The sequence below is a fragment of the Streptomyces sp. HmicA12 genome, assembly GCF_000373565.1.
Classification (GTDB): Bacteria; Actinomycetota; Actinomycetes; order Streptomycetales; family Streptomycetaceae; genus Streptomyces.
The window spans coordinates 512,987-535,166 of the sequence record NZ_KB891831.1 but is presented as its reverse complement, the minus strand read 5'-3'; the positions used below and the strand labels follow the sequence as shown (position 1 = coordinate 535,166).

At 71.9% G+C, this 22,180-nt stretch carries 20 protein-coding genes; 8 read left to right on the top strand and 12 right to left on the bottom strand.

The features are described from left to right. Window positions 1–34 precede the first annotated feature (34 nt). Window positions 35–1,273: a Mur ligase family protein gene (locus B072_RS0132575; RefSeq protein ID WP_018534167.1), complete on the bottom strand. Its 1,239-nt coding sequence runs from the start codon at window positions 1,271–1,273 to the stop codon at window positions 35–37. Between the two features lie 129 nt (window positions 1,274–1,402). On the opposite strand from B072_RS0132575, the gene def reads away from it, so the two are divergent. Further along, window positions 1,403–1,951 carry a peptide deformylase gene (gene def, locus B072_RS0132570; RefSeq protein ID WP_018534166.1) on the top strand — a complete coding sequence of 183 codons (549 nt, stop codon included), beginning with the start codon at window positions 1,403–1,405 and terminating at the stop codon, window positions 1,949–1,951. Window positions 1,952–2,049: 98 nt separating this feature from the next. On the opposite strand, the gene B072_RS0132565 is transcribed toward def, so the two are convergent. Beyond that, window positions 2,050–2,703, bottom strand: a complete 654-nt coding sequence (locus B072_RS0132565) for a TetR family transcriptional regulator (RefSeq protein ID WP_018534165.1) — start codon at window positions 2,701–2,703, stop codon at window positions 2,050–2,052. Window positions 2,704–2,867: 164 nt separating this feature from the next. Here B072_RS0132565 and B072_RS0132560 point away from each other — a divergent pair, with 164 nt between their 5' ends. Next, window positions 2,868–4,094 carry an acyl-CoA dehydrogenase family protein gene (locus B072_RS0132560; RefSeq protein ID WP_018534164.1) on the top strand — a complete coding sequence of 409 codons (1,227 nt, stop codon included), beginning with the start codon at window positions 2,868–2,870 and terminating at the stop codon, window positions 4,092–4,094. A 59-nt stretch (window positions 4,095–4,153) separates the two neighbouring features. Here B072_RS0132560 and B072_RS0132555 read toward each other — a convergent pair whose 3' ends face one another. The 5 genes from B072_RS0132555 to B072_RS0132535 form a co-directional block, all read right to left on the bottom strand. Next, entirely contained in the window at window positions 4,154–4,687 is a 534-nt protein-coding gene (locus B072_RS0132555) for a cupin domain-containing protein (protein ID WP_051127341.1), read from the bottom strand. Beyond that, window positions 4,684–5,904, bottom strand: a complete 1,221-nt coding sequence (locus tag B072_RS0132550; RefSeq protein WP_018534162.1) for a cytochrome P450 — start codon at window positions 5,902–5,904, stop codon at window positions 4,684–4,686. Before B072_RS0132550 ends, B072_RS0132555 begins: the two co-directional genes overlap by 4 nt. Continuing rightward, window positions 5,901–6,992, bottom strand: a complete 1,092-nt coding sequence (locus B072_RS0132545) for a type III polyketide synthase (protein WP_043245078.1) — start codon at window positions 6,990–6,992, stop codon at window positions 5,901–5,903. The genes B072_RS0132550 and B072_RS0132545 overlap by 4 nt, the downstream gene beginning before the upstream one ends. A 140-nt stretch (window positions 6,993–7,132) precedes the next feature. Then, window positions 7,133–8,431, bottom strand: coding sequence for a hypothetical protein (locus B072_RS0132540; RefSeq protein WP_018534160.1), 1,299 nt, complete (start codon window positions 8,429–8,431; stop codon window positions 7,133–7,135). Beyond that, window positions 8,428–11,244, bottom strand: a complete 2,817-nt coding sequence (locus tag B072_RS0132535) for a DEAD/DEAH box helicase (protein WP_018534159.1) — start codon at window positions 11,242–11,244, stop codon at window positions 8,428–8,430. Before B072_RS0132535 ends, B072_RS0132540 begins: the two co-directional genes overlap by 4 nt. A 373-nt stretch (window positions 11,245–11,617) precedes the next feature. Here B072_RS0132535 and B072_RS0132530 point away from each other — a divergent pair, with 373 nt between their 5' ends. Next, entirely contained in the window at window positions 11,618–12,685 is a 1,068-nt protein-coding gene (locus B072_RS0132530) for a fatty acid desaturase family protein (RefSeq protein ID WP_018534158.1), read from the top strand. A 170-nt stretch (window positions 12,686–12,855) separates the two neighbouring features. Then, window positions 12,856–13,038: a hypothetical protein gene (locus B072_RS0132525; protein ID WP_018534157.1), complete on the top strand. Its 183-nt coding sequence runs from the start codon at window positions 12,856–12,858 to the stop codon at window positions 13,036–13,038. Here B072_RS0132525 and B072_RS0132520 read toward each other — a convergent pair. From B072_RS0132520 to B072_RS0132505, 4 genes are all read right to left on the bottom strand, one after another. Beyond that, on the bottom strand, window positions 13,035–14,411 hold the full coding sequence (locus B072_RS0132520) for a tannase/feruloyl esterase family alpha/beta hydrolase (RefSeq protein WP_026246540.1): 1,377 nt from the start codon (window positions 14,409–14,411) through the stop codon (window positions 13,035–13,037). The two genes, B072_RS0132525 and B072_RS0132520, sit on opposite strands and share 4 nt — an antisense overlap. 129 nt (window positions 14,412–14,540) lie before the next feature. Continuing rightward, window positions 14,541–15,476, bottom strand: a complete 936-nt coding sequence (locus tag B072_RS0132515) for a hypothetical protein (protein ID WP_018534155.1) — start codon at window positions 15,474–15,476, stop codon at window positions 14,541–14,543. A gap of 239 nt (window positions 15,477–15,715) precedes the next feature. After that, window positions 15,716–16,045 (bottom strand): hypothetical protein, encoded by a 330-nt coding sequence (locus B072_RS0132510; RefSeq protein WP_018534154.1) that lies wholly within the window; start codon window positions 16,043–16,045, stop codon window positions 15,716–15,718. A 113-nt stretch (window positions 16,046–16,158) separates the two neighbouring features. Further along, a complete protein-coding gene (locus tag B072_RS0132505; RefSeq protein ID WP_026246539.1) occupies window positions 16,159–16,692 on the bottom strand; it encodes a PadR family transcriptional regulator in 534 nt (177 codons plus the stop codon). A gap of 127 nt (window positions 16,693–16,819) precedes the next feature. On the opposite strand from B072_RS0132505, the gene B072_RS0132500 reads away from it, so the two are divergent. Continuing rightward, window positions 16,820–17,572 carry an alpha/beta fold hydrolase gene (locus B072_RS0132500; protein ID WP_018534152.1) on the top strand — a complete coding sequence of 251 codons (753 nt, stop codon included), beginning with the start codon at window positions 16,820–16,822 and terminating at the stop codon, window positions 17,570–17,572. Between the two features lie 19 nt (window positions 17,573–17,591). Here the strand turns inward: B072_RS0132500 and B072_RS0132495 are convergent, their stop codons facing one another. Then, window positions 17,592–18,191, bottom strand: coding sequence for a class I SAM-dependent methyltransferase (locus tag B072_RS0132495; RefSeq protein ID WP_018534151.1), 600 nt, complete (start codon window positions 18,189–18,191; stop codon window positions 17,592–17,594). 217 nt (window positions 18,192–18,408) lie between these two features. On the opposite strand from B072_RS0132495, the gene B072_RS0132490 reads away from it, so the two are divergent. Genes B072_RS0132490 through B072_RS0132480 form a run of 3 tightly spaced genes read left to right on the top strand, consistent with a single transcriptional unit; the run spans window position 18,409 to window position 22,163 of the window. Then, complete coding sequence (locus B072_RS0132490) at window positions 18,409–19,182, top strand: MHYT domain-containing protein (protein ID WP_018534150.1); 774 nt, start codon at window positions 18,409–18,411, stop codon at window positions 19,180–19,182. Window positions 19,183–19,227: 45 nt separating this feature from the next. Next, a complete protein-coding gene (locus B072_RS0132485) occupies window positions 19,228–21,729 on the top strand; it encodes a sensor histidine kinase (protein ID WP_043245076.1) in 2,502 nt (833 codons plus the stop codon). Further along, complete coding sequence (locus B072_RS0132480; protein WP_018534148.1) at window positions 21,726–22,163, top strand: roadblock/LC7 domain-containing protein; 438 nt, start codon at window positions 21,726–21,728, stop codon at window positions 22,161–22,163. Before B072_RS0132485 ends, B072_RS0132480 begins: the two co-directional genes overlap by 4 nt. The last annotated feature ends 17 nt before the right edge of the window (window positions 22,164–22,180 follow it).

Here is a 22,180-nt window from a genome sequence, read left to right as displayed (position 1 = left end):
CGCTGGCTCGCGATCGCTGTACTGGGGTTCCGGGTCAGTTGCCGACGCGGCGGCGGACGTCCTGGAACGCGGTGTAGTTGGCGATCAGCTCGATCCGACCGGGCGGGGAGGCCTGCACGGCCTGGTCGAGGGTGTCGCAGACCTGGAACTGCAGACCCGCCACCTCGAGGCGCACCGCGAGGTCGAGCTTGCGGTCACCGATGACGGCGATCGGGTGCCCGGCCAGACGCGTGTAGTCGACGTCCCACAGCCAGGAAGTGTCGGTGCCGTCCGCGCCCCGCGCGTTCACCGAAAGGATCACCGGGGTGGGCGGCGGGTCGATCAGAGTGAACGTTTCGAGCCAGCCCGCGGGGTTCTTGGCGAGCAGCAGGCGCAGGTCGCGGTCCAGGAACTGCACGACGTCATACCGGCCGGCCACGGCCTGCACCTGGTACATGCGCTCCAGGGCGACCTGCGGCGGAACGCCGAAGCAGGCGGCAACGGCGGCGGACGAGGCCGCGTTCGCCTTGTTGGCGCGGCCGGGCAGCTGGAGGTGGATCGGCCAGGCGGACCCGTGCGGGTCGAGGACGAAGTCGCCCTGCAGCGCCCAGCTCGCGGTGGGACGGCGGAAACCGCACTCGCCGCAGAACCAGTCGTCACCGGGGCGCTGCATCACACCGCCGCACGCCGGGCAGGACCAGGCGTCGTCCTTCCACTCCTGGCCCGCGGCGACCCACACCACGTTCGGCGAGGAGGACGCGGCCCACACGACCAGCGGGTCGTCGGAGTTCGCGATGACGATCGCCTTCGAACCGGCAAGCCCCTCACGCCACTTCTCGGCGAGCATGCGGGTCTCGGCGGCGCGGTCGAGCTGGTCGCGCGAGAGGTTGAGCAGCGCGATCGCCTTCGGGGCCACGTCGCGCGCGACGCCCGCGAGGTACTTCTCGTCGACCTCGATGACACCGAACTTGGCGTCCGAGCCGCCGGCCAGGGCGGAGGTGATCCCGGCCGGCATGTTCGCGCCCAGCGCGTTCGAGACGACGGGGCCGCTGGCGCGCAGGGCCTCGGCGATCAGACGGGTCGTGGTCGTCTTGCCGTTCGTGGCCGAGACGAGCACCACGTCCAGGTGCTGGGCGAGCCGTCCGAGCAGCTCGGGGTCGAGCCTGAGCGCGACCTTGCCGCCGATCACCGATCCGCTGCCGCGGCCCGCCGCCCGCGACACCGCGGCCGCGGCCTTGCCCGCCGTCACGGCGAGCTTGGCCCGCGGAGTCATCGACTCCGAGTTGCCTGACATCTTCCTGGGTCCTCCTTGCGTACGGCGTCGCGTCTGCCCCCGACATCGCTGTGTCGGCTCAGCCTATCGAGATCCTCTGACAAGCCCGAACTGCGGCTCGGGGTGCCGCTCGACCGTACCCTTACGCCCATGCGACACGGCTCGATCCCCGGCGCCTACGGGCGCGTACGACCCCTGACCCTGCTCGGCGATCCCGTGCTGCACCAACCGTGCGCGGACGTCACGGACTTCGGGCCGTCCCTCGCCCGCCTCATTGAGGACATGTACGCGACAATGTACGCCGCCCAGGGGGTCGGCCTCGCCGCGAACCAGATCGGCACATCGCTGCGCGTCTTCGTCTACGACTGCGAGGACGACGACGATGTGCGCCACGTGGGCCATGTGGTGAACCCGCGCCTGGTCGAGGCGGACGGCGTCGTGATCCGCGGTCCCGAGGGCTGTCTGTCCCTCCCGGGCCTGGAGGCGGGCACCCCGCGCTTCGACCACGCGCGCGTGGAGGGCCAGAACGTGGACGGCGACCCGGTGGTGATCCACGGCACGGGCTGGTTCGCGCGGTGCCTGCAGCACGAGTGCGACCACTTGGCGGGCGGTGTCTACACGGACCGCGTCACGGGCTGGCGCCGCCGCAGAGTGCTGCGCCAGGCGGCAAGGGCGCCGTGGTCAAAGGCGCCCAGCTAGGGCCGCGGGGAGCTGCGCGACAGGCCACAGACCGCCCGCACCCGGCAACGCAGGACAAGCCCCGAAGGCGCGCAGCCGAGCCATCGGGGCGAGGCCGGTCAGAACCCGGGCCCGCCCACCTTGTCGCCCGCGGCGGCGAGCCGCCCCCAGAGCAGATCGGCGAGTCCCTGCACCAATTCGGCCCGGGTGCAGGGCCGTTCGCCCAGCCACCAGTCGCCGGCGGCGTGCATCATCCCGACGATCCCGTGCCCCCACACGCGCGCGAGTTGCTGACTCCCGGGTCCGAGATCGACCCGCTCCTCGACGACCTCGGCCAACTCCTCGCCCATCCGCCGCAGCAGCGGTGCCGAGTGCCGTCCGATGTCGAACCCCGCCTCGACGGGGGCGCCCTCCGCCGGATGCATCAGGAACCGGTAGACCTGAGGCCTGGCCTCGATGGCCGCGAGATAGGTGTCCAGGGTCGCCTCGACCCGCTCGCGCCGCTCCGCGGGCGCGTCCAGGGCCGCGCGCAGGGACGCGAGCAGCGCGTCCGTGTGCCGCTTGGCGAGTGCGGCGTAGAGGCCGCCCTTGTCGCCGAAGTGGCGGTACAGGATCGGCTTGGTGATGCCGGCCTCGGCGGCGATCGCGTTCATCGAGGCGCCGGGCCCGTCCCTGAGCACCACGCGGTCCGCGGCCTCGAGCAGCTCACGCCGCCGCCGCTCGGCGGCGGACTGCTGCTCCACGCGCTGCTCGGTCCGCTGTGTGGTCTCCATGAGGTTCTCCCCGCCCGTGCGATTGCTTGACGCACCGCGAAAGGTAACACTCGCCGGCTCTGCGGTATCGAACGCCCGCTCGGAGGTTGACACGAGCTACTGGCGAGTAACAGACTCTAGTTACCGCTAGTAACATATGCAGTGTACGCAGCCCTGGAGGGGTCATGGCCGAGTTCACGATGGATCTCAACGACGAGCAGAAGGAAGTGCGTGACTGGCTTCACGGCTTCGCCGCCGATGTGATCCGCCCCGCGGCCGCCGAGTGGGACGAGCGCGAGGAAACCCCCTGGCCGGTCATCCAGGAGGCGGCCAAGATCGGAATCTACTCCCTCGACTTCTACGCGCAGCAGTTCTTCGACCCGAGCGGCCTCGGGATCCCGATGGCGATGGAGGAGCTGTTCTGGGGCGACGCGGGCATCGCCCTGTCGATCGTCGGCACGGGCCTCGCCGCGGTCGGCGTCCTCGCCAACGGTACCGAGGAGCAGATCGGCACCTGGATCCCGCAGATGTACGGCGACGTGAACGACGTGAAGGTGGCCGCCTTCTGTTCCTCGGAGCCGGACGCGGGCTCCGACGTCGCCTCCATGCGCACCCGTGCCGTCTACGACGAGGCCAAGGACGAGTGGGTCCTGAACGGCACCAAGACGTGGGCGACGAACGGCGGCATCGCCAACGTCCACGTCGTGGTCGCCTCCATCGACCCGGCGCTCGGCTCCAAGGGCCACGCCTCCTTCATCGTGCCGCCGAACACCCCCGGCCTGTCCCAGGGGCAGAAGTTCAAGAAGCACGGCATCCGCGCCTCGCACACCGCCGAGGTGGTCCTGGAGAACGTGCGCGTTCCCGGTTCCTGCCTCCTCGGCGGCAAGGACAAGCTGGACGAGCGCCTCGCCCGCGCGCGTGAGAAGGCGGCGAAGGGCGGCGAGCGCGTGAAGAACGCCGCCATGGCGACCTTCGAGGCCTCGCGCCCGGCCGTCGGCGCGATGGCGGTGGGCACGGCACGCGCCGCGTACGAGGAGGCGCTGGAGTACGCGAAGACGCGCGAGCAGTTCGGCCGCCCGATCATCGACAACCAGGGTGTCGCGTTCCAGCTGGCCGACATGCGCACGCAGATCGACGCCGCGCGTCTTCTGGTGTGGCGTGCCTCCTGGATGGCGACCACGGGCAAGAAGTTCGAGAACGCCGAGGGCTCGATGTCCAAGCTGTTCGCGAGCGAGACGGCCAAGAAGGTCACCGCCCAGGCGATCCAGATCCTGGGCGGCAACGGCTTCACGCGTGAGTACCCCGTGGAGCGGATGCACCGCGACGCGGCGATCTACACGATCTTCGAGGGCACGAGCGAGATCCAGCGCCTGGTCATCGCCCGCACTCTCTCGGGGATGCCGATCCGCTAGCGGTACGGACTTGCGCAGGGCGCCCCGGTCGGCCGGGGCGCCCTCCGCGCCTTGTGCCGCTACCCGCCATGGCGCAGCGGCGTCAGCTGCTCGATGTCGTAGCGGGAACGGAGCGCGGCGATCGCCGCGTGGTCGGGCGGGCCGCCCGCGGAGAGGATCTCCAGCAGTTCCTCGAAGTACCGCTCGTGGTCGGGCGGGGGAGAGGCCTGGAAGAACATCTTCGCGGGGGCGTCCGTCGGGTTGGCGAACGCGTGCGGGCAGCCAGGGGGCACCACGATCACCGTGCCGGGCGTCGCCCGCACCACCTTGTCGCCCGAAGGGGCCTGCCAGCGTTGCCAGTTGTCCGGGGTGCGCACCCGCGGCTCGAAGGCGAGCACGTCCAGCTCGCCTTCGAGGACGTAGAACAACTCCTCGCTTCTCGTGTGCACATGGGCGCCGACGTCGAACCCCGGCGGCACCACGACCTCGAAGCTGGACGCCATCCGTGAATGGTCCCCGGTGACCTTGAAGGTGACCTGTTGGGCCGCCGTCTGCACGGTGCGGCCGTGCCCGGGCGGCACGAGCAGACCCTGCGCCGGTGTCAGCGCCGTCATCCGGCCGCCGACCACGTCACGGGAACGGCCTCGGGACCACGGATCAACGCTCCCTTGCGGAAGGGAACTCGATCGGCGGGGACGGTCAGACGCAGATCGTGGAAGCGGTCCAGCAGCGCCCCTACGAGGAGCTCCGACTCGAGCTTCGCCAGCATGCCGCCCACGCAGTAGTGCGGCCCGAAGCCGAACGACACGTGCGGGTTCGGAGCTCGGTCGAAGTCGATGCGATCGGGGTCGGGGAAGACCTCGGGGTCACGATTGGCCGCCAAGTAGGACACGTAGACCGGATCGCCCTCGGAGATCCGTACACCCGCGATGTCGACGTCCTCCATGGCGATGCGGGACAGGCCGACGGAGCTGCGGTGCGGGATGTAGCGCAGCAGCTCGTCGATGGCCTGGGGTCGCAACGCGGGCTCCGCGCGCAGCCGGTCCATGAGTTCGGGGCGCGTGAGCAGGAGATACGCCATGTTGCCGCAGTTGTTGGTGACGGCCTCGCCGCCGATCTGCACCAGGACCGCGAGGCCGACGGCCTCGTCCTCCGTGAGATCACCCGCGCCGACGGCCGTGCCCAACAAGGAGGTCACGTCCTCGCCCGTGCCGTCGTCGCGCGAGCGGACCGAGCGGGCGAAGTAGGCCGACATCTCGTTCTTGGCACGCTCGCTGACCTCGGCCCCGTGAGCCGACGACAGGATCAGCTGCGTCCAGGTGTGCATCAGATGCCGGTCGTCCGCGGGTACGCCCATCAGCTCGCAGATCACCGCGATCGGGAACGGCGCGAGCAGGCGTTCGGTGAGGTCGGCGGGGGGCCCTTCGCGCAGCATCGCGCCCACCAGCTCGTCGAGGAGCTCCTGCGCGCGCGTGCGCAGCCGTTCGACGCCGCGCGCGGTGAACGCCGCGGCCACGGAGCGCCTGAGCCGGGTGTGGTCGGGCGGGTCGGCGAAGCCGACGGCGCCCGCCTGCGGGATGAAGTGCGGTGCCAGACGCGTGACTTGACGGCCCACGACGGCCTCGCGGCTGAAGCGCGGATCGTTGGTCACGGTCCGCACGTCGTCGTAGCGCGTCACCAGCCAGGCCCAGCCCTCACCGTTGGGCAGCTGGATGCGGGTCACCGGCCCTTCGCGCATCAGCCGGGACAGGACCGGGTCGAAGTCGACGCCGTGGAGGTCCAGGGCGGGCCACTGGCGGACCGGCGGGCGCGTGGTGGTCTCCTCGGTCATACGGCGGCCTCCACGAGCTCTGGGAGGCCGTCACGGTCGTCCGAGCGACTCCAGCGGCCGAGCGACATCTCCGCGGTGATCCCGGGGCCGAACCCGGCGAGCAGGCCGCGGGCCGAGTCGGGTGCGCCGCCCTCGTCGAAGAGCCGGCGCAGCGCGTCCAGGACGACGGCGCTGGCGATGTTTCCGTACTCGGTGAGCGTGGCCCGGCTGAACCGGAAGGCCTCCGGCGGCACTTGGAGGAACGTGCTGAGGTCGTCCAGGATGCGCGGGCCGCCCGCGTGAATGATGTAGAAGTCCAGCTCGGAGGCGTTCCAGCCGTGCAGCCCGGCCAGTTGCTTGAGCGCCGGGGCGAGCGGCTCCATGGTGGTCGGCACCCGCTTGTCCAGCATGAAGTGGAACCCGGTGGCGCGGACGTCGTACGCGATCCAGTCCTCGGTCTTCGGAATGAGGTACGAGCCGTTGCGCTCCAGGGCGATGCCGGTTCCGCCGCGTCCGCGCACCACTGCGGCCGCGACGCCGTCGCCGAAGAGCCCGTTCGACAGCAGCGAGCCGATGCCCAGGTCGGTCGGCTGGTAGCACAGCGAGCAGAACTCGCAGGCCACGATCAGGGCGTTCGCCTCCGGATAGGCCGTGCAGAAGTCGTGCGCCCGGTTCACCGCCGCTCCGCCCGCCGCGCAGCCCAGTTGGGCGATCGGTATCTGGCGGGTGTCGCTGGAGAAGCCCATCTCGTTGATCAGCCACGCGGTCAGCGACGGCATCATGAAGCCGGTGCAGGACACGTAGATGATCACGCCGATGTCGGTGGGCCGCAGCTGCGCGTCGTCGAGCGCGCGCCGCACGACGGCGGGCACACGGGCCTTCGCCTCGGCCTCGTAGAGCGCGTTGCGGTCCGCGAACCCGGGGTGCTTCAGCGTCTCCTCGATGGGCTGCACCAGGTGCCGGGTGCGTACGCCCGTGTTCTCGATCAGACGGAGCGCCAGCGGTAGTTGAGGGTGGTTCGCATGGTGGGAGCGTGCCAGAGCGAGTGTCTCCTCCATGGTGATCACGTGTTCCGGTACGGAGACAGCGGGTCTGCACAAAGTCGCCATGAGCCTGCGCCTTCTGGTCGCCCCCCGACTGAAGGGTGCCTCCCTCGACGAGGGAGGTCCACTCACGATCACCCGCCACGCGCCGTTCGTCCCGTCGGACTACTCCATTCCATGCCGGTCGAGCGGCGGGCACCGGCTCCCTACGCCTCGGCGGTGCCCAGAGCCGCGGCCAGCGCGGACGCCGGATCGGACGCCGCGGGACCCGCGAGGGCCCAGCGGCCGCGCTCCTTGCGGAACGGCCACCAGCGCCCGTCGCGGCCCAGGCGCAGCTGGGCGTCCGCGCCCGCGACCGTCCAGCGGCCACGGGCGGCCCTGAGCTCGGGCCGCTCGCCCTCCTCCCAGGCGGCGTCGAATGCGGCACGCGCGCGTGCCGCACTGTTCGCGTCCGGGGTCCACTCGTCCTCCAAGGCGGCCAGCGCGGCGGCGCCGCCCTGCTCCCAGGCGCGCGCGGCCAGCGTCAGGCCCTCGATGCTCCGGCCCGAACCCTCGGCGAGCCGGGCGGCGATGTGCCGCTCCGGCGCGGCCGCGGCCAGCCGCGCCGCATCCTGGGACGGGCTCGGCTCCGGCGCGGCGGCGCGCTGCTCATGCCCCGGGGTGAGCGCGTCGGCCAGCAGCCGGTGCGCCTCCGCGGCGGCCTGCGCGGCCAGGAACTCCAGCGCGGCGACGTCGGTGCCCGCCGGAGGCGGCGTCTCCGTGTCCAGGGACGGCGGCAGCCCGGGTTCCGCCGGCAGCGGTGGCGGCGCCGGCAGGGGAGGCAGCACGATCGCGGAGGCATGGGCCTCCGCGGCGTCCACGCCCTCGGCCTCCTGGCGCGGAGCCACCGGTTGCGTGTGCGCGGCACTGCGCACCTGGAGTTCGTCGAGGAGCGGCCGCTCGCCCCGCCCCCGCAGCAGGAGCAGCACGAACGGGTCCTGGTCGAGCAGACGGGCCACCTGGTAGCTCAGAGCGGCCGTGTGCGCGCAGTGGTCCCAGGCGTCGCAGTCGCACTGCGGCTCCAAATCGCCGATTCCCGGCAGGAGTTCCACGCCGGCCGCCGCCGCGTCCTCGACCAGATGCGGCGGCATCTCCCGGTCGAGGAGCGCCGCGATGTGCCCCGACCGTTCGACAGCCATGCCCAGGAAGTGGTCCCAGTCGCCGCTGTCCAGTTGCTGCAGCAGCACGTCGGAGCGGTGCCGCGCACCACCGCGGTCCGTCACGACGGCGGTGATGCGCCCGGGACGCACCGACACGGCACCGACCGCACCGGCCCGCGCCAGCCCGCGCCCCGCCTTGAGCTGCGCCAGATCGAGCGCCGTGTCCTCCAGCGCCTTCAGCCACGCCTGCCCCCACCAGGTGCGCGCGAAGCCCCGGCCCTGGATGGGCGGCAGGGCCGCGAAGGTGCGCTCCTGCGCGTCGGCGCTTTCGTCGAACGCCTCGTGCTCGTCGTACGGATCACTCATCGGGCGCCCCCTCGCAGCTCGACCAGATCGGCCAGTTCGGCATCGGTGAGTTCGGTCAGGGCCGCCTCACCGGCGCCCAGGACGGCGTCCGCCAGGTCCTGTTTGCGGACCAGCATCTCGGCGATGCGGTCCTCGATGGTGCCCTCCGTGATCAGCCGGTGCACCTGCACGGGACGGGTCTGCCCGATCCGGTACGCGCGGTCGGTGGCCTGGGCCTCCACGGCCGGGTTCCACCAGCGGTCGTAGTGGACGACGTGCTCCGCGCGCGTGAGGTTGAGACCGGTGCCGGCCGCCTTCAAGGAGAGCAGGAACACGGGCACTTCCCCGTCCTGGAAGCGCTGCACCATGGCCTCGCGCGCCGCGATCGGGGTACCTCCGTGCAGGAACTGGGTGGGCACGCCCCGGGCCGCCAGATGACGTTCCACAAGACGGCCCATCTGCACGTACTGCGTGAAGACCAGCACGCTCGCGTCCTCGGCGAGGATCGTGTCCAGAAGCTCGTCGAGGAGCTCCAGCTTTCCGGAGCGGCCGGCGACGCGGGGCCTGTCCTCCTTCAGGTACTGCGCCGGGTGGTTGCAGATCTGCTTGAGCGCCGTCAGCAGCTTGACGATCAGGCCGCGGCGCTCGAACCCGTCGGCGCCGGAGATCTCCGCCAGGGTCTCGCGCACCACGGCTTCGTAGAGGCCCGTCTGTTCCTTGGTCAGCGACACGGCCCGGTCGGTCTCGGTCTTGGGCGGCAGCTCCGGCGCGATGCCCGGATCCGACTTGCGGCGGCGCAGCAGGAAGGGGCGTACCAGTTTGGCGAGGCGTTCGGCGGCGGCCGGATCCTTGCCGCCCTCGATCGCCCGGGCGTACCGGGTGCGGAAGGTGCCGAGCCGGCCCAGCAGGCCGGGCGTGGTCCAGTCGAGGATCGCCCACAGTTCGGAGAGGTTGTTCTCGACCGGGGTGCCGGTGAGCGCCACGCGCGCGCGGGCGCCGATGGTGCGCAGTTCCTTGGCCGTCGCCGAGAACGGGTTCTTCACGTGCTGCGCCTCGTCGGTCACCACCATCCCCCAGGAGGCGGAGGCCAGTTGAGCGGCGTCCAGGCGCATCGTCCCGTACGTGGTGAGCACGAACTCGCCCGCGGCCAGATCCTCCAGGGAACGGCGTGCCCCGTGGAAACGGCGAACCGGGGTGCCGGGAGCGAACCTCTCGATCTCGCGCTGCCAGTTGCCCATCAGGGAGGTCGGGCAGACCACCAGGGTCGGGCCCGCGGTCTCGGGCGCGGTCTGCCGGTGCAGGTGGAGCGCGATCAGCGTGATCGTCTTGCCGAGACCCATGTCGTCGGCCAGACAGGCGCCCAGGCCGAGCGAGGTCATCCGGGCCAGCCAGTTCAGCCCGCGCAGCTGGTAGTCGCGCAGCTCGGCGGCGAGCGCGGCCGGCTGGGCGATCTGCAGGGCGGGCTCCATCCCCTCCGGGTCCGCGAGACGGTCCCGCAGGCCCGCCAGCCAGCCCGTCGGGCGCACCTCGCGGCGGCCGTCCACCTCCGCGGAACCCGTCAGAACGGCGCTCAGCGCGTCGACCGGGGTGATCTTGCGGTCCTGGTGGGCACGGGCCCGCCGGGCCTCGTCCGGATCGACGAGCACCCACTGGTCGCGCAGCCGCACCACGGGCCGGTTCGCCTCGGCGAGCCGGTCCAGTTCCTCGCGGCTCAGCTCCTGGTCGCCGAGGGCGAACCACCAGTCGAACGCCAGCAGCGCGTCCGCGGACAGGAACGACGGAGTGTCCGCCGCGGCCCTGCCCGCACCCTCGGCACCCTCCTCGTCGGGTGGACCGATCACCGCGCGTGCCGTCAGCTTGCGGGCGAGCTCCTTGGGCCAGTGCACCTCGACGCCCGCCGCGGACAGGGCCCGCGCCCCCTCCCCGAGCAGGTCGGTGACCTCCTCGTCGGCCAGTTCGAGCGCGTCCGGGACGGCGGCCGACAGCAGAGGGGCCAGGGGAGCCCACGCGCGCGTGGCTCGCCGCAACGCCAGAAGGGCGTCCATCCGGGCGCGCCCGCCGAAGGCCCGGGCCGCGCCGGATCCGGCCCACACCTCGGCCGCGTCCGCCACCAGCGTGGGGTCGGCGACGCTGTGCAGCTGAAGCACGGCCCGGAACGGGAGGCGGGTCTCGTCGTCGGTGGCCTGCGCGAGACCGGGCACCTCGACCCGCAGGGAGACGCGCACCCCCGCGTCGTGCCCGGCGGCGACGTCCGCCGCCCACGGACGCAGCTCGGGCACCGGCTGCGGCCGGCGGGCCGCGAAGGGCGCCCCGCCGGCCGCAGCCGACGCGGCGGGGGAGCGCGGCAGGGTGTCGGCGACGGCGTCCAGGAAGGCCCGCAGCAGCCGCTCCGGGGCATGCAGCCGGGGCGGCTCGTGCCCGTCGAGCGGGACGGCGTGCGCCTGGGGCGGCATCGCGGCGGCCAGCTCGCGCACCCGCTCCAGGTCCTCGGCGCGCAACGGCCCGGCCCGCCATGCGTCATGGTCCTCGGAGCTCACTCCTGGCAGCAGGAGCCCTCGTGCCGCGAGTTGGAGCGCCAGCAGGGCGGCCGCGCCCCAGAAGGCCGTCGTCTGATCGGCCTGCGCGGAGGCCCGCGCGCGCGTGAGCACCGGCAGCGCGGCCCGCACCGGCAGCGCCACGGCGGGGACCGTCACCTCCTCGCCGGGCAGCACCAGCGGCACCTCCACGGGAGTGCCCGCCTCCGGCCGGGGCAGCTCGCCGCCGTCGGCTCGCCAGAAGGCGACGGTCGACTCGCGCGCGGGGTCGGCCGGCAGGAACAGGGCGCAGCAGCGCACGAGATCGTTCGTCTCGGCGGGGGTGGGTGCGGGATGCGTGTGCTCGGAGATGGCTGCTTCCTCGTCTTCCTCGGATTCCCCGGAGTCTTCCTCCGCGGAGTCGTCTCGCTCGAAGTCTTCAAATTTGACTACCCGCTCTGGAGGCGCCGAGAGTACACCGCTGAATCGAGCGGACGGGCACCCTCCGGCCGTGATGTGGATCACCCCACCCCTAAGGGTGTAGCTAACCCCCCATGCGCGGCGGGGTGTCCCCCTGTCGTAGTCGGGTGGTGGCGCCATGGCCGCCCAAGCCCCCTGATCCATACGTTCTTTGGGGTCGGGCCTTGCGCAGCCCGCCGCTTCGCCCTCGCCCACCAAAGACCGGAGTACAGCCATGTCCTTGGCCGTCCGAACCGCCCCGGACCCTGCCGCACGCGGTGTCGTGCCGCCGTCCCCCACCGACACGGGAAGCGAGTTCACACCACTGCTGAAGGACGTCAAAGGGCGGGGGCTGCTCGAACGGCGCACCGGCTGGTACGTGGGGACCATAGTGAGCAACGCGCTCGCCCTGGCCGCCGTGATCACCGGGACGGCGCTCATCGGCGGCTCCTGGTGGGTGCTGGCCCTTGCGCCCGTCCTCGCCGTCCTCAGCGCGCGTACGGCGTTCATCGGTCACGACGCGGGGCACGCCCAGATCACCGCGAACCGCTCCGTGAGCCGGGTCATCGGGCTGATCCACGGCAACCTGCTGCTCGGCATGAGCTACTCCTGGTGGAACCAGAAGCACAACCGGCACCACGCGAACCCGAACCACATCGACAAGGACCCCGACGTGGCCGCCGACGTCCTCGTCTTCACCAGCGAGCAGGCCGCCACGCGCACCGGGTTCCGTGGCTGGCTCACGCGCCACCAGGCCTGGCTCTTCTTCCCGCTCACGCTCCTGGAGGGCCTCGCCCTGAAGGTGTACGGATTCCAGGACCTGCGGCGCCAGAGCGGGCGTGAGCGCCTCGTGGAGGGTGCGCTCCTCGTCGCCCACGTCGTCGGCTACACGGCCCTGCTGCTGACCGTGATGCCGCTCGGTCACGCCCTGGTCTTCGCCGCGCTCCACCAGGCGCTGTTCGGGCTGCACCTGGGGATGGCCTTCGCGCCCAACCACAAGGGCATGGAGATGCCCGACCCCGAGGGCGACAAGTGGGGCCACCTGCGACGCCAGGTCCTCACGTCGCGCAACATCAAGGGCGGCATCCTGACCGACTGGTTCCTCGGCGGCCTCAACTACCAGATCGAGCACCACCTGTTCCCCAGCATGCCGCGCCCCCACCTGCGCCTCGCGCAGCCCATGGTGAAGGCGCACTGCCGCGAGCTGGGCATCCCCTTCGTGGAGACCGGTCTCGTCGACTCCTACCGCCAGGCACTGCGGCACATGTATGAAGTGGGAGAGCCGCTGCGGGTCGACATCTGATCCGATCCCCGGGGCGGTGTGCCGCCCCGGGGACATCTCAGGGGCGCGGGATCAGGGATTTGTCAGGGTCGCGCGTCGGAACCGTGGACGTCGCCGGCCCGTTTCACACAGCAGAGGCGGGCCCGCTCCACTCAGCCGAGGGCGAGTCGCCCCCGAAGGAGGCCACACACATGTCGAGGAACGCGAAGATCGCCGCGGGAGGCGTGGCGGCCGGGATCATCCTGCTGATCTGGCTGCCCTGGTGGGCGGCCCTGCTCATCGTGCTCGGCGTGCCCGCCGCGGCGTACCTGACGCTCGACCCCTCTCAGCGGCGCAGGCTGCGCCGCGTGTCGCGCAAGGAGCTGGGGCGTTAAGAGGCGCCGACGGAGCACGAGTTGACGACGTCACCGGTCGCGGGCCGACGCACGATGTGGTCCGCGGGCGGCTGCGTGCCGCGCTCCACCCACCGGGTCAGCGTGTCGAAGGCGTCCCGGTAGCACGGCAGGATCGGCCGCAGCCGATCCGGATAGGTGTCGGACAGCCCGTCGGTGTGCGTGCCGTCCTGGATCGTGTACGTGCGGTGCAGCCGCCCGCGCCCCCGGGCGTCGGTCATCCGCGCGTACACGGCGGCGTCCGTGGCGATCGGCAGCAGCGTGTCCAGGTCGCCCTGGAGCGTCAGCAGCGGCTTGCCGACGCGTCCGGTCAGTGCCACGCGCGCGACGGCCCGGCGCACGGACGCGGGGCGGTCGGCGTAGGCGTAGGAGGCGTCCGACGCGCAGGGCGCGAGGATCTGCTCCACCGTCGAACCGGCGGACGCACCGGGACAGTCAGGGTCGAAGGAGGGGTCGAACGCGGCGCGGTACACCTTCTGCGTGAGACCCCAGTACGCCTTCTGGTGGTAGGGCCACAGAAACTCGGAGCCACGGGCGAAACCGGCCGCGTACATGTCGTCCGCGTCGGCCTCTCCCCGCCCGTACGCCACCGCGGTCGGCAAGGAGGTGAGCAGAGGGGGGCCGTTCTCCGTCCAGAGCACACCCTCCCAGTCGACGCCGCCGTCGTAGAGCCCGGGGTGGTTCTCCAATTGCCAGCGCGTCAGGTAGCCGGCGTTGGAGATGCCGGTCATGTACGTGTGCCGGGGAGCGTGGCCGTACCGCAGGGCGACGGCCTTCCTGGCCGCCCGTGTCAGCTGGGTGGCGCGGGCGTTCCACTCGGCCACGGCGTCACCGGCGCGGGTCCCGTCGCGGTAGAAGTCCGGCCCCGTGTTGCCCTTGTCGGTGGCCGCGTACGCGTAGCCCTGGGCGAGCGCGCGGTCGGAGATCGCCGTGTCGGTCGCGTACTGCTTGCGGTTGCCGGGCGAGGCCGTCACGACCAGGCCGCCGTTCCAGTGGTCGGGCAGTCGGACCACGAACTGCGCGTCGTGGTTCCAGCCGTGGGTGCCGTTCGTGTGCGAGCTGTCGCGGAAGTAGCCGTCGATCTGGATCCCCGGCACACCGGAAGGGTTCCGGGTGCCGTTGGCCGTGAGCCCCGCCTGGTCCGTCAGGTCGGTGTACGAGGTGCCGGCGAGCCCCGCGGTCGTCAAGTCGTCCAGACAGGCCCTCTGTTGGAAGGCCGCGCCCGGCACGCGCGCGTGCTCCTGCCGGGCGCAGTGCGCGACCTGCGAGGTGGCCGCACTCGCGGGGTGCGGCTCGGAAGCAGCCAGGGCCACAAGCGCGGTGGCCGACAGGGCAACGGTTCTGGGCATACGCATGGAACGGCCTCCTCATGAGCGGGTGAAGAGGCCTCATGGTGGGCGCGCGGCCCTCGCACACCTATGGGCTGGGGCCACATCGAGCATGAACGCCCTATGTGGCAGCGGCGGTGCAGAGGCGGTGGCGGTTCAGACGGGGCGTACCGCCATCTTGTCGAGCGCCTCCAGGAGACGGGGCAGTTCGGCTCCCCGGCCGACCGGAAGCACCTCGCCCGGCTCGTCGTCGAGCAGGACGAAGGCGATGTCGTCCGTCCGCGCCACCATCGACCAGCCGGGGCCGTCGGCGCGCAGCGTCCGGGCGTCCCCCGACGCGAAGGCCGACCGCACGCGTCCCAGCGGCGGCGGAGACTCCACGTAGCCGCGAACCTCGGCCAGGACGCGGCGAATGCCTTCGTGCGAGGTGCTCGCCGAGGTCTCCGCGCCGTCGGCGTCATCAGGGTCGTCAGGGGTCTCGGAGGCGGCGGCATCGCCCGCGCGGTCCCGTGCGGACGCGTCGTCAGTCGTCTCGTCCGTCGCCCCGTCGGTTGCCCCGGTGGGCTCCTCGCCGGTCTCCGCGGCGAACGCGGAGTCGTCGATCTGCTCACGCCACGCGGCCCACTGAAGGGCTATCTCGTCCGCTCCCAGGCGCCGCTGAGCCGGTCCCCACGTCTCCGTGTCGGGCGGCGTCAGCGGTGGCGCGTCGTCCGCCTCGGCGTCGGGCGCCGGGTCGTGCGGCGCGGGGACGCCCGGCGCCGACACCGCGAGGGCGAGCGGCCAGCCCGGCAGCGCCGTGACCATGCTGTTCTCGTCCGGGGACAGGTCGTACTCCATGCCGCAGTCCCAGGACGCGATCGCGACGGCGACCAGGGACACGTCGTCGACGACGACCGTCCACCGCGCGCCGTCCCCGTCCTGGCCGAGCACCAGCCCGTAACCGTCCGCCATCGGGGCGAGGCCCAGCGCGGCACACGCCTCCGGGTAGTCGTCACCGAGCACGCTGGGGAACTTCGCCGGTGTCAACAGCACCGCGGTCAGTACGTACAGCGCGTCGTCCTCGGCGGCGACAGCGTCGTCCGTCCCGGCCATGCCAGCCTCCCCTGAGCTACTTTCCGTCGGCGTGACCTTAGTCAGTCGCGGACGATGTCGTACAGGGGCGATGACCAGGAAATCTGTCGTCCTGACAGGCGCGTACTCCGCTGGTGGACGGTGTGTCGGCAAGGAGTGCGTACTTTGTGTGCCTCCCGTGTGGATTCGCCCCTGCCGGATGATCCGTTCCAGGTCACCCGCGCCGCCCGCCGGGTCACCCGCATCGACGCGCGCGGAGGTCAGGCGACGGGCAGGCCGAGGAGGCTTCGCGCGACGGCCCGCGGTGACTCGTCGCGCTCCCGCGCGAGAGCGATGAGCGCCCGGCACGCCAGCTCGTTGACCCCGAAGGCCAGGGCGTTCGGCTCCACCCAGCCCACGGCCTCGTCGACGCGCTCCTGGTCGTCCTCGACGCACGCCGCCACATAGGCGGCCGCGGCCTCGAAGAGGTTGGGCGAGCGCCGCGGCCCGCCCGCCGCCCGCGCGGCCCGCTCCTCGCTCTTCGGCCGCTCCTCGTGCCGCGCGACCTTCTTGCGCCATGTGCTCCATGCCTTGCGGGCTCTGCCGAGCATGCGCGCCACCGTCCCCCTGTTGATCGCCTCGGGCTCCACAACTGCACTTGTGCAGCGGCTGGTTGCCGCAATGGTGACAGAACCCGGAGCGGGCTACTCCTGCGCGATCGGTGTCAACACCCAGCTTTTTCAAGTGAGTTGAGCATGTCGCGCAACCAGGCGAGCTCGGTGTGGCTGGTGGCTCGCGCGATGGTGAGGATCCCCTGCCGGAAGGGGTCGTCCAACTCCTCGGCGCGCAGCGGGCGCTCGCCCTCGTAGAAGAAACTCGCGGGTTCCTCCAGGAAGTCGAGCCGGCGCCGCAGCACCTCCGCCTGTTCCCGAGGGTCGTCCAGGTGCCGCAGAAACGCGAGCACGGTGAACCAGCGGTTCTCGTCCGTGATGTCCGGCCGGGCCGGCTCGCGCAGCCTGCGCCGCAGCTCCTGACGGCCCGCCTCGGTGAGGCTCAGCATGTGGCGCGGCGCCGCCACCGCGCCCGGCTGCGTCTCGCGCCCGAGCATTCCCGCCTTCTCCAGGCGCTTGATGGCCGGGTACAGGGTGCTCTCGGCGACCGGCCGTACGTGGCCGGTGAGTGCGGTGATGTGTTTGCGCAGCTCATAGCCGTGCAGAGGGGCGTCGTACAGGAATCCGAGGATGGCGAGCTCCAGCATGACCACATTGTGACGCACCTCGCCGTTGTCGAAGTACATCGCCTGCGTAGTACTGCGGTGGCGATGTATTGTCTTCGAGTGGCGGCCGTGAGGGTCGAGGGCCGATCAAGTTACGAAGGAGGTCGTCATGCGGCAGGCGCCGTTCGATGCGCAGGGGAGCTGCGTCCGATGGACGGAGGCGGCGGGGGCGGAGCCTGCCCGTGTCTACGTCCACGGCCTGGGCTCGGCCTCGACGGTCTACCACGCGCACATCGCCGCCAGGGCCGAACTGGCCGGACGGCGCTCGCTCTTCGTGGACCTGCCCGGTCACGGAATCAGCGACCGTCCGGCGGACTTCGGCTACACGCTGGAGGACCACGCCGACGCGCTGGCCGCGGCGCTGGACGCCGCCGGTGTCAGCGGGGCGGAACTCGTCGGACACAGCATGGGAGGCGCCGTGGCGATCGTGCTCGCGCACCGGCGGGGCGATCTGGTGTCACGGCTCGTCGTCACGGAAGGCAACCTCGACCCGCATCCGCCCCTCACCGCGGGCAGCAGCGGAATCGCCGCCTATGAAGAGGCGGCGTACGTCTCCGGCGGTGGCCACACGCGCGTGCTGGCCGAGGTGGGTCCCCTGTGGGCCGCCACCATGCGCCTCGCCGACCCGCTCGCCCTGCACCGCACCGCGTCCGGCCTCGTCCGCGGCACCGACCCCACCATGCGCACCATGCTGGAGGAGGCGAAGATCGACCGGGTGTACCTCCAAGGTGCCCGCAGCGGCGAACTCCCCGGCAAGGACTCCTTGGAGGCCTCAGGTGTCCGGGTCGTCGAGGTGCCCGACGCAGGGCACAACGTCATGTTCGACAACCCGGACGCTTTCGTGGCCGCCGTGCACGGGTGACGCGCGGCCGGGACACCGCTCAGCTCGCGCGCACCGCCAGCGCGAGAAAGCGGGAGTCCTCGTCCACGTACGACGTCATGCGCCAGCCCGAACGGGCCAGCAGCGGGCGCAGGTTGGGCTCCGCCCGCAGGTCTTCGGGCGTGATCTGCCGCCCCTGACGTGCGGCGAGGGCCGCACGCCCGATGGGGTGGAAGAGCGCGAGGACACCGTCGGGGCGTACCACGCGCGCGAGCTCGCGCAGGTTCTCGGCCGGGTGCGGCAGGTGCGAGATCAGGCCCGCGCCGAACACCGCGTCCAACACGCCCGCCCGCAGCGGCAGCCGGGACACGTCCGTCAGCAGCAACTGCCCCTCACGGTCCCTGCCCGCCCCAACGGCCGCATCCAGCATCGCGGGTGTCAGGTCGGCGCCCAGGACTGCCCCCGACGGCCCCACGGCTGCGCGCAGCGGCGCCAGCGCCCGCCCGGTGCCGCAGCCGGCGTCGAGCACTCTGCCGCCGGGGCGCAGTCCGAGGGCGGCCACCGAGGCCGCGTACGCCGGACCGTCGTCGGGGAAGCGGGCGTCCCAGCCGGCGGCCCGGGCCGAGAAGAACTCCTGCACGCGTGTGGGGTCGTCGCTCATGCGCTCCATGATTGCGCAGTCCACCGACAACGGGCGCGACACCTGTGAGGGACGCCGAGTCGAAAGATCCCCGTCCGAACCGAAAGAGTCGCAAGCGCGTACGGTGCACACGTTCGACCCTGACGCGGTCGTTCAGAAGCTCTTCTCTGTCATCTTCCAACAGCTTTCGAAATGCGCCCCAGTTGCGCGCCCTGTTCGCGGCTAGCGTCCCTGGGCCATGGGACACCTGGACCACGCCACCTTCGGCTGGCTGACCCCCGCGCTGTCGTTCGCGATGGCCTGTATCGGCGCCGCGCTCGGCCTGCGGTGCACCGTGCGCGCGCTCAACGCCACCGGACGCACCCGGCGCAACTGGCTCCTCACCGCGGCCTCCGCCCTCGGCACCGGGATCTGGACGATGCACTTCGTGGCGATGCTCGGCTTCGGCGTCACCGGTACCGAGATCCGCTACAACGTGCCGCTCACCATCCTGAGCCTCGTCGTCGCGGTGGCCGTCGTCGGGGCCGGGATCTTCGCCGTCGGCTACAGCCGCGACCGGGGAAGAGCGCTCGCCCTGGGCGGCCTCACCACCGGGCTCGGTGTCGCGAGCATGCACTACCTCGGAATGGCCGCACTACGGCTGCACGGAAGCATCCGGTACGACCCCGTCCTGGTCGCCCTGTCCGTCGTGATCGCCGTCGTCGCCGCGACCGCCGCACTCTGGGCGGGCCTCAACATCAAGTCGCCCGCGGCGGTGGCGATCGCGTCCCTGGTGATGGGCGCCGCCGTCAGCAGCATGCACTACACCGGGATGTTCGCGGTGAGCGTCCGTGTGGCCCCCTCCGCGACGTCCCTGCCCGGAGCCTCGGCCATGCAGTTCATCTTCCCCCTCGCCGTCGGCCTCGGCTCCTACCTCTTCCTGACCTCGGCGTTCGTCGCACTGTCCCCGACCTCCGACGAACGGGAGGCCTCCGCGTCGGCCCAACAGCCGCTGGAGAGCCCGGTCCACTGACCTCCGGCCACGACGCGTCCGCCCCAGACCCCGATCGAGGAGACCATGCGACCGCCCCGCAGAACTCCCGGCTCAGGCCCGCCGCCGGTACCCGCGTCCATGGCGCGCGGACGACGAGCGCACGCCGGGCCACCCGCCGCAGAGGACGCCGACACCGACGTCTGGTCCGACCCGGACGCGCGACCCGCGCGCGTGGTGAGCAGGCGCCTGCGGCCCCGCACCGTCCGAGCGAAGATCGTCTGTCTCCTCATGGTGCCCGTCGTCTCCCTACTCGCCCTGTGGGCCTACGCGACCGTCACCACCGCCCAAGACGTCGCGCGACTGCGCCAGGCGCAGCAGGTCGACACCATGGTGCGCAAACCCGTGGCGGAGGCGGTCGCCGCTCTCCAGACGGAGCGCGAGACCGCTGTCGGCTATGCCACCGAACCCGCGGTCGACCGGAGCGACGAGCTCAAGCGGCTCGGCACCGCCACCGACCACGCGGTCGCCGCGCTGCGCCTGGGCCGCGGCAACACCGTCGCCGACGGCGCGGACCTGCCGCACGGAGTGGCCGGCCGCCTCGAGGCCTTCGTCGGGGGCGCCGAGAAACTGCGTACCGTACGCGCCGCGGTCCTCGAACAGCGCGCCGGCTGGGACACCGCGTACGGGCAGTACACCAGGGCCATCGCCGCGGCCTTCACCGCCGGAGGGTCGCTGACCGGCATCCAGGACTCCGCGCTCACCTCCGACGCGCGCGTGCTGCTCGAATTCAGCCGCTCCGCCGAGATGCTGTCGCGCGAGGACGCGTTGTTGACGAGCGCGCGCCTCGCCGGATCCCTGGACGGCGAACGACTGCGGCTGTTCACCGGAGCGGTCGACACCCGCAGGACCCTGATCGACACGGCGACCACCGATCTGAGCGGACCCGAACGAGCCGCCTGGAACCACCTCGCGGAGGGGAGTGCGTACGGCGACGTACGCGCCGTCGAGGACCGGACGCTCATCGCGCAACCGGGCGGCAAAGCGCTCGCCGCCGCGACCGTCGGCACCTGGGACCGGTCGCACACGACCGTGCGGGACGGGATGCGGGCCATCGAGACGGACGCCACGCGCGGCGCCGACCGAACCGATCCGTTCACGCGGGTGCTGCTCACGCCCGCGGGGGCGGCCGTGCTGTTCGGGCTCGTGGCGGTGGCCGCCTCGCTGGTGATCTCCGTCCGGATCGGCCGCGGACTCGTCGTCGAACTGGTCAGCCTGCGCAACACAGCCCTGGAGATCGCCCGGCGCAAACTCCCGCACGCCATGCGCAAGTTGCGGGCGGGCGATGAGATCGACGTATCGGCGGAGGCGCCCCAGGGGCCACCGGCGGAGGACGAGACCGGGCAGGTCTCCGAAGCGCTCACGGCGGTGCACCGTGCGGCCCTGCGCGCCGCTGTGGAGCGCGCCGAGCTCGCCAGCGGCATCTCCGGTGTCTTCGTCAACCTGGCCCGCCGCAGCCAGGTCCTCGTCCACCGGCAACTCGGCCTCCTGGACAGCATGGAACGCCGATCCGACGACCCGAACGAACTCGGCGACCTCTTCCGCCTAGACCACCTCACCACGCGAATGCGACGCCACGCGGAGAGCCTCATCATCCTCTCCGGAGCCGCACCGGGCCGCGCCTGGCGGACGCCCGTCCAGCTGACCAACGTCGTACGGGCCGCGGTCTCCGAGATCGAGGACTACGCGCGCGTGGAGGTACGCCACCTCGCCGCGGCCGACGTGACCGGCGCCGCGGTCGCCGACCTCACCCATCTGCTGGCCGAACTCATCGAGAACGCGGCCCAGTTCTCACCACCGCACACGAAGGTGCGCATCAGCGGTGAACCGGTCGGCAACGGGTACGCGATCGAGATCGAGGACCGCGGCCTCGGCATGGGCAAGGAGACCCTCGACGAGGCCAACGACCGCATTCAGCAGACCGAGGCCCTCGACCTGTTCGACAGCGACCGGCTGGGCCTCTTCGTGGTGAGCCGACTGGCCCATCGGCACGACATCAAGGTGCACCTGCGCACCTCCCCCTACGGGGGCACCACCGCCGTGGTCCTGATGCCCACCTCCTTGTTGCACAAGGACGGCCTGGAGACATCCGGCGACCGGCACCCACCGTCCGAAGAAGAGCGGCGCTACGCGCGCGTGCCCGAGCCCGAAGCAGCGCCCATGAACGGAAATCCCGTACCCGCACCCGCCCCCCGTCCGGCTCTCGCGCCTTCGGCGGGACCCGCACCCGAAGAAGCGCCGCACCCGCCCGGTGTCACCGCGCTCCGCCTGCGCAGGCCGCCGGACGAGGGCGGCGGCGACGAGGCGCAGGACACCAACGGCCTGCCGCGCCGGGTGCGTCAGGCCAGCCTCGCCCCGCAACTGCGCACACGCCCCGAGGAAGAGGCCTCGTCCGCGCGGCGCGCACCGGAACCGCGAGAGCGAACGCCCGAACAGGTCAGAGCCCGGATGGCGTCCTTCCGGGACGGTTGGGTCCGCGGCGGCGGACGTCCACCAGGCAGAGACAGCAGCGGAGGAGACCTCACATGATCAAGGATCCGACCACGGGCACGGCCCACGGCTCCGGCGAACTCGACTGGCTCCTCGACGACCTGGTGGTGCGTGTCACGGAACTGCGGCACGCCGTCGTGCTCTCCAACGACGGCCTGGCCGTCGGTGCGTCCAACGGCCTCGGCCGCGAGGACGCCGAACACCTGGCCGCCGTCGCCTCCGGGTTCAACAGCCTCGCCAAAGGCACCGGTCGGCACTTCGGCACCGGGGGAGTGCGGCAGACGATGGTCGAGATGGACGACGGCTTCCTGTTCGTGGCCGCCGCGGGAGACGGCTCGTGCCTGGCGGTCCTGAGTACGGCCATGGCCGACATCGGGCTCGTCGCCTACGAGATGGCCCGTCTGGTGAAGCGGGTCGGCGAGCACCTCTACACGCCGACCCGGTTCGCCGGACCGTCGGCCACCGCGGGCTGACGGAAACCGCCGGTCGC

Bases quoted from the DNA above. Each gene is read 5' to 3' on its own strand.
- B072_RS0132575 (WP_018534167.1), bottom strand. From the start codon at position 1,273: ATGTCAGGCAACTCGGAGTCGATGACTCCGCGGGCCAAGCTCGCCGTG.
- def (WP_018534166.1), top strand. From the start codon at position 1,403: ATGCGACACGGCTCGATCCCCGGCGCCTACGGGCGCGTACGACCCCTG.
- B072_RS0132565 (WP_018534165.1), bottom strand. From the start codon at position 2,703: ATGGAGACCACACAGCGGACCGAGCAGCGCGTGGAGCAGCAGTCCGCC.
- B072_RS0132560 (WP_018534164.1), top strand. From the start codon at position 2,868: ATGGCCGAGTTCACGATGGATCTCAACGACGAGCAGAAGGAAGTGCGT.
- B072_RS0132555 (WP_051127341.1), bottom strand. From the start codon at position 4,687: ATGACGGCGCTGACACCGGCGCAGGGTCTGCTCGTGCCGCCCGGGCAC.
- B072_RS0132550 (WP_018534162.1), bottom strand. From the start codon at position 5,904: ATGACCGAGGAGACCACCACGCGCCCGCCGGTCCGCCAGTGGCCCGCC.
- B072_RS0132545 (WP_043245078.1), bottom strand. From the start codon at position 6,992: ATGGCGACTTTGTGCAGACCCGCTGTCTCCGTACCGGAACACGTGATC.
- B072_RS0132540 (WP_018534160.1), bottom strand. From the start codon at position 8,431: ATGAGTGATCCGTACGACGAGCACGAGGCGTTCGACGAAAGCGCCGAC.
- B072_RS0132530 (WP_018534158.1), top strand. From the start codon at position 11,618: ATGTCCTTGGCCGTCCGAACCGCCCCGGACCCTGCCGCACGCGGTGTC.
- B072_RS0132525 (WP_018534157.1), top strand. From the start codon at position 12,856: ATGTCGAGGAACGCGAAGATCGCCGCGGGAGGCGTGGCGGCCGGGATC.
- B072_RS0132520 (WP_026246540.1), bottom strand. From the start codon at position 14,411: ATGCGTATGCCCAGAACCGTTGCCCTGTCGGCCACCGCGCTTGTGGCC.
- B072_RS0132515 (WP_018534155.1), bottom strand. From the start codon at position 15,476: ATGGCCGGGACGGACGACGCTGTCGCCGCCGAGGACGACGCGCTGTAC.
- B072_RS0132510 (WP_018534154.1), bottom strand. From the start codon at position 16,045: ATGCTCGGCAGAGCCCGCAAGGCATGGAGCACATGGCGCAAGAAGGTC.
- B072_RS0132505 (WP_026246539.1), bottom strand. From the start codon at position 16,692: ATGCTGGAGCTCGCCATCCTCGGATTCCTGTACGACGCCCCTCTGCAC.
- B072_RS0132500 (WP_018534152.1), top strand. From the start codon at position 16,820: ATGCGGCAGGCGCCGTTCGATGCGCAGGGGAGCTGCGTCCGATGGACG.
- B072_RS0132495 (WP_018534151.1), bottom strand. From the start codon at position 18,191: ATGAGCGACGACCCCACACGCGTGCAGGAGTTCTTCTCGGCCCGGGCC.
- B072_RS0132490 (WP_018534150.1), top strand. From the start codon at position 18,409: ATGGGACACCTGGACCACGCCACCTTCGGCTGGCTGACCCCCGCGCTG.
- B072_RS0132485 (WP_043245076.1), top strand. From the start codon at position 19,228: ATGCGACCGCCCCGCAGAACTCCCGGCTCAGGCCCGCCGCCGGTACCC.
- B072_RS0132480 (WP_018534148.1), top strand. From the start codon at position 21,726: ATGATCAAGGATCCGACCACGGGCACGGCCCACGGCTCCGGCGAACTC.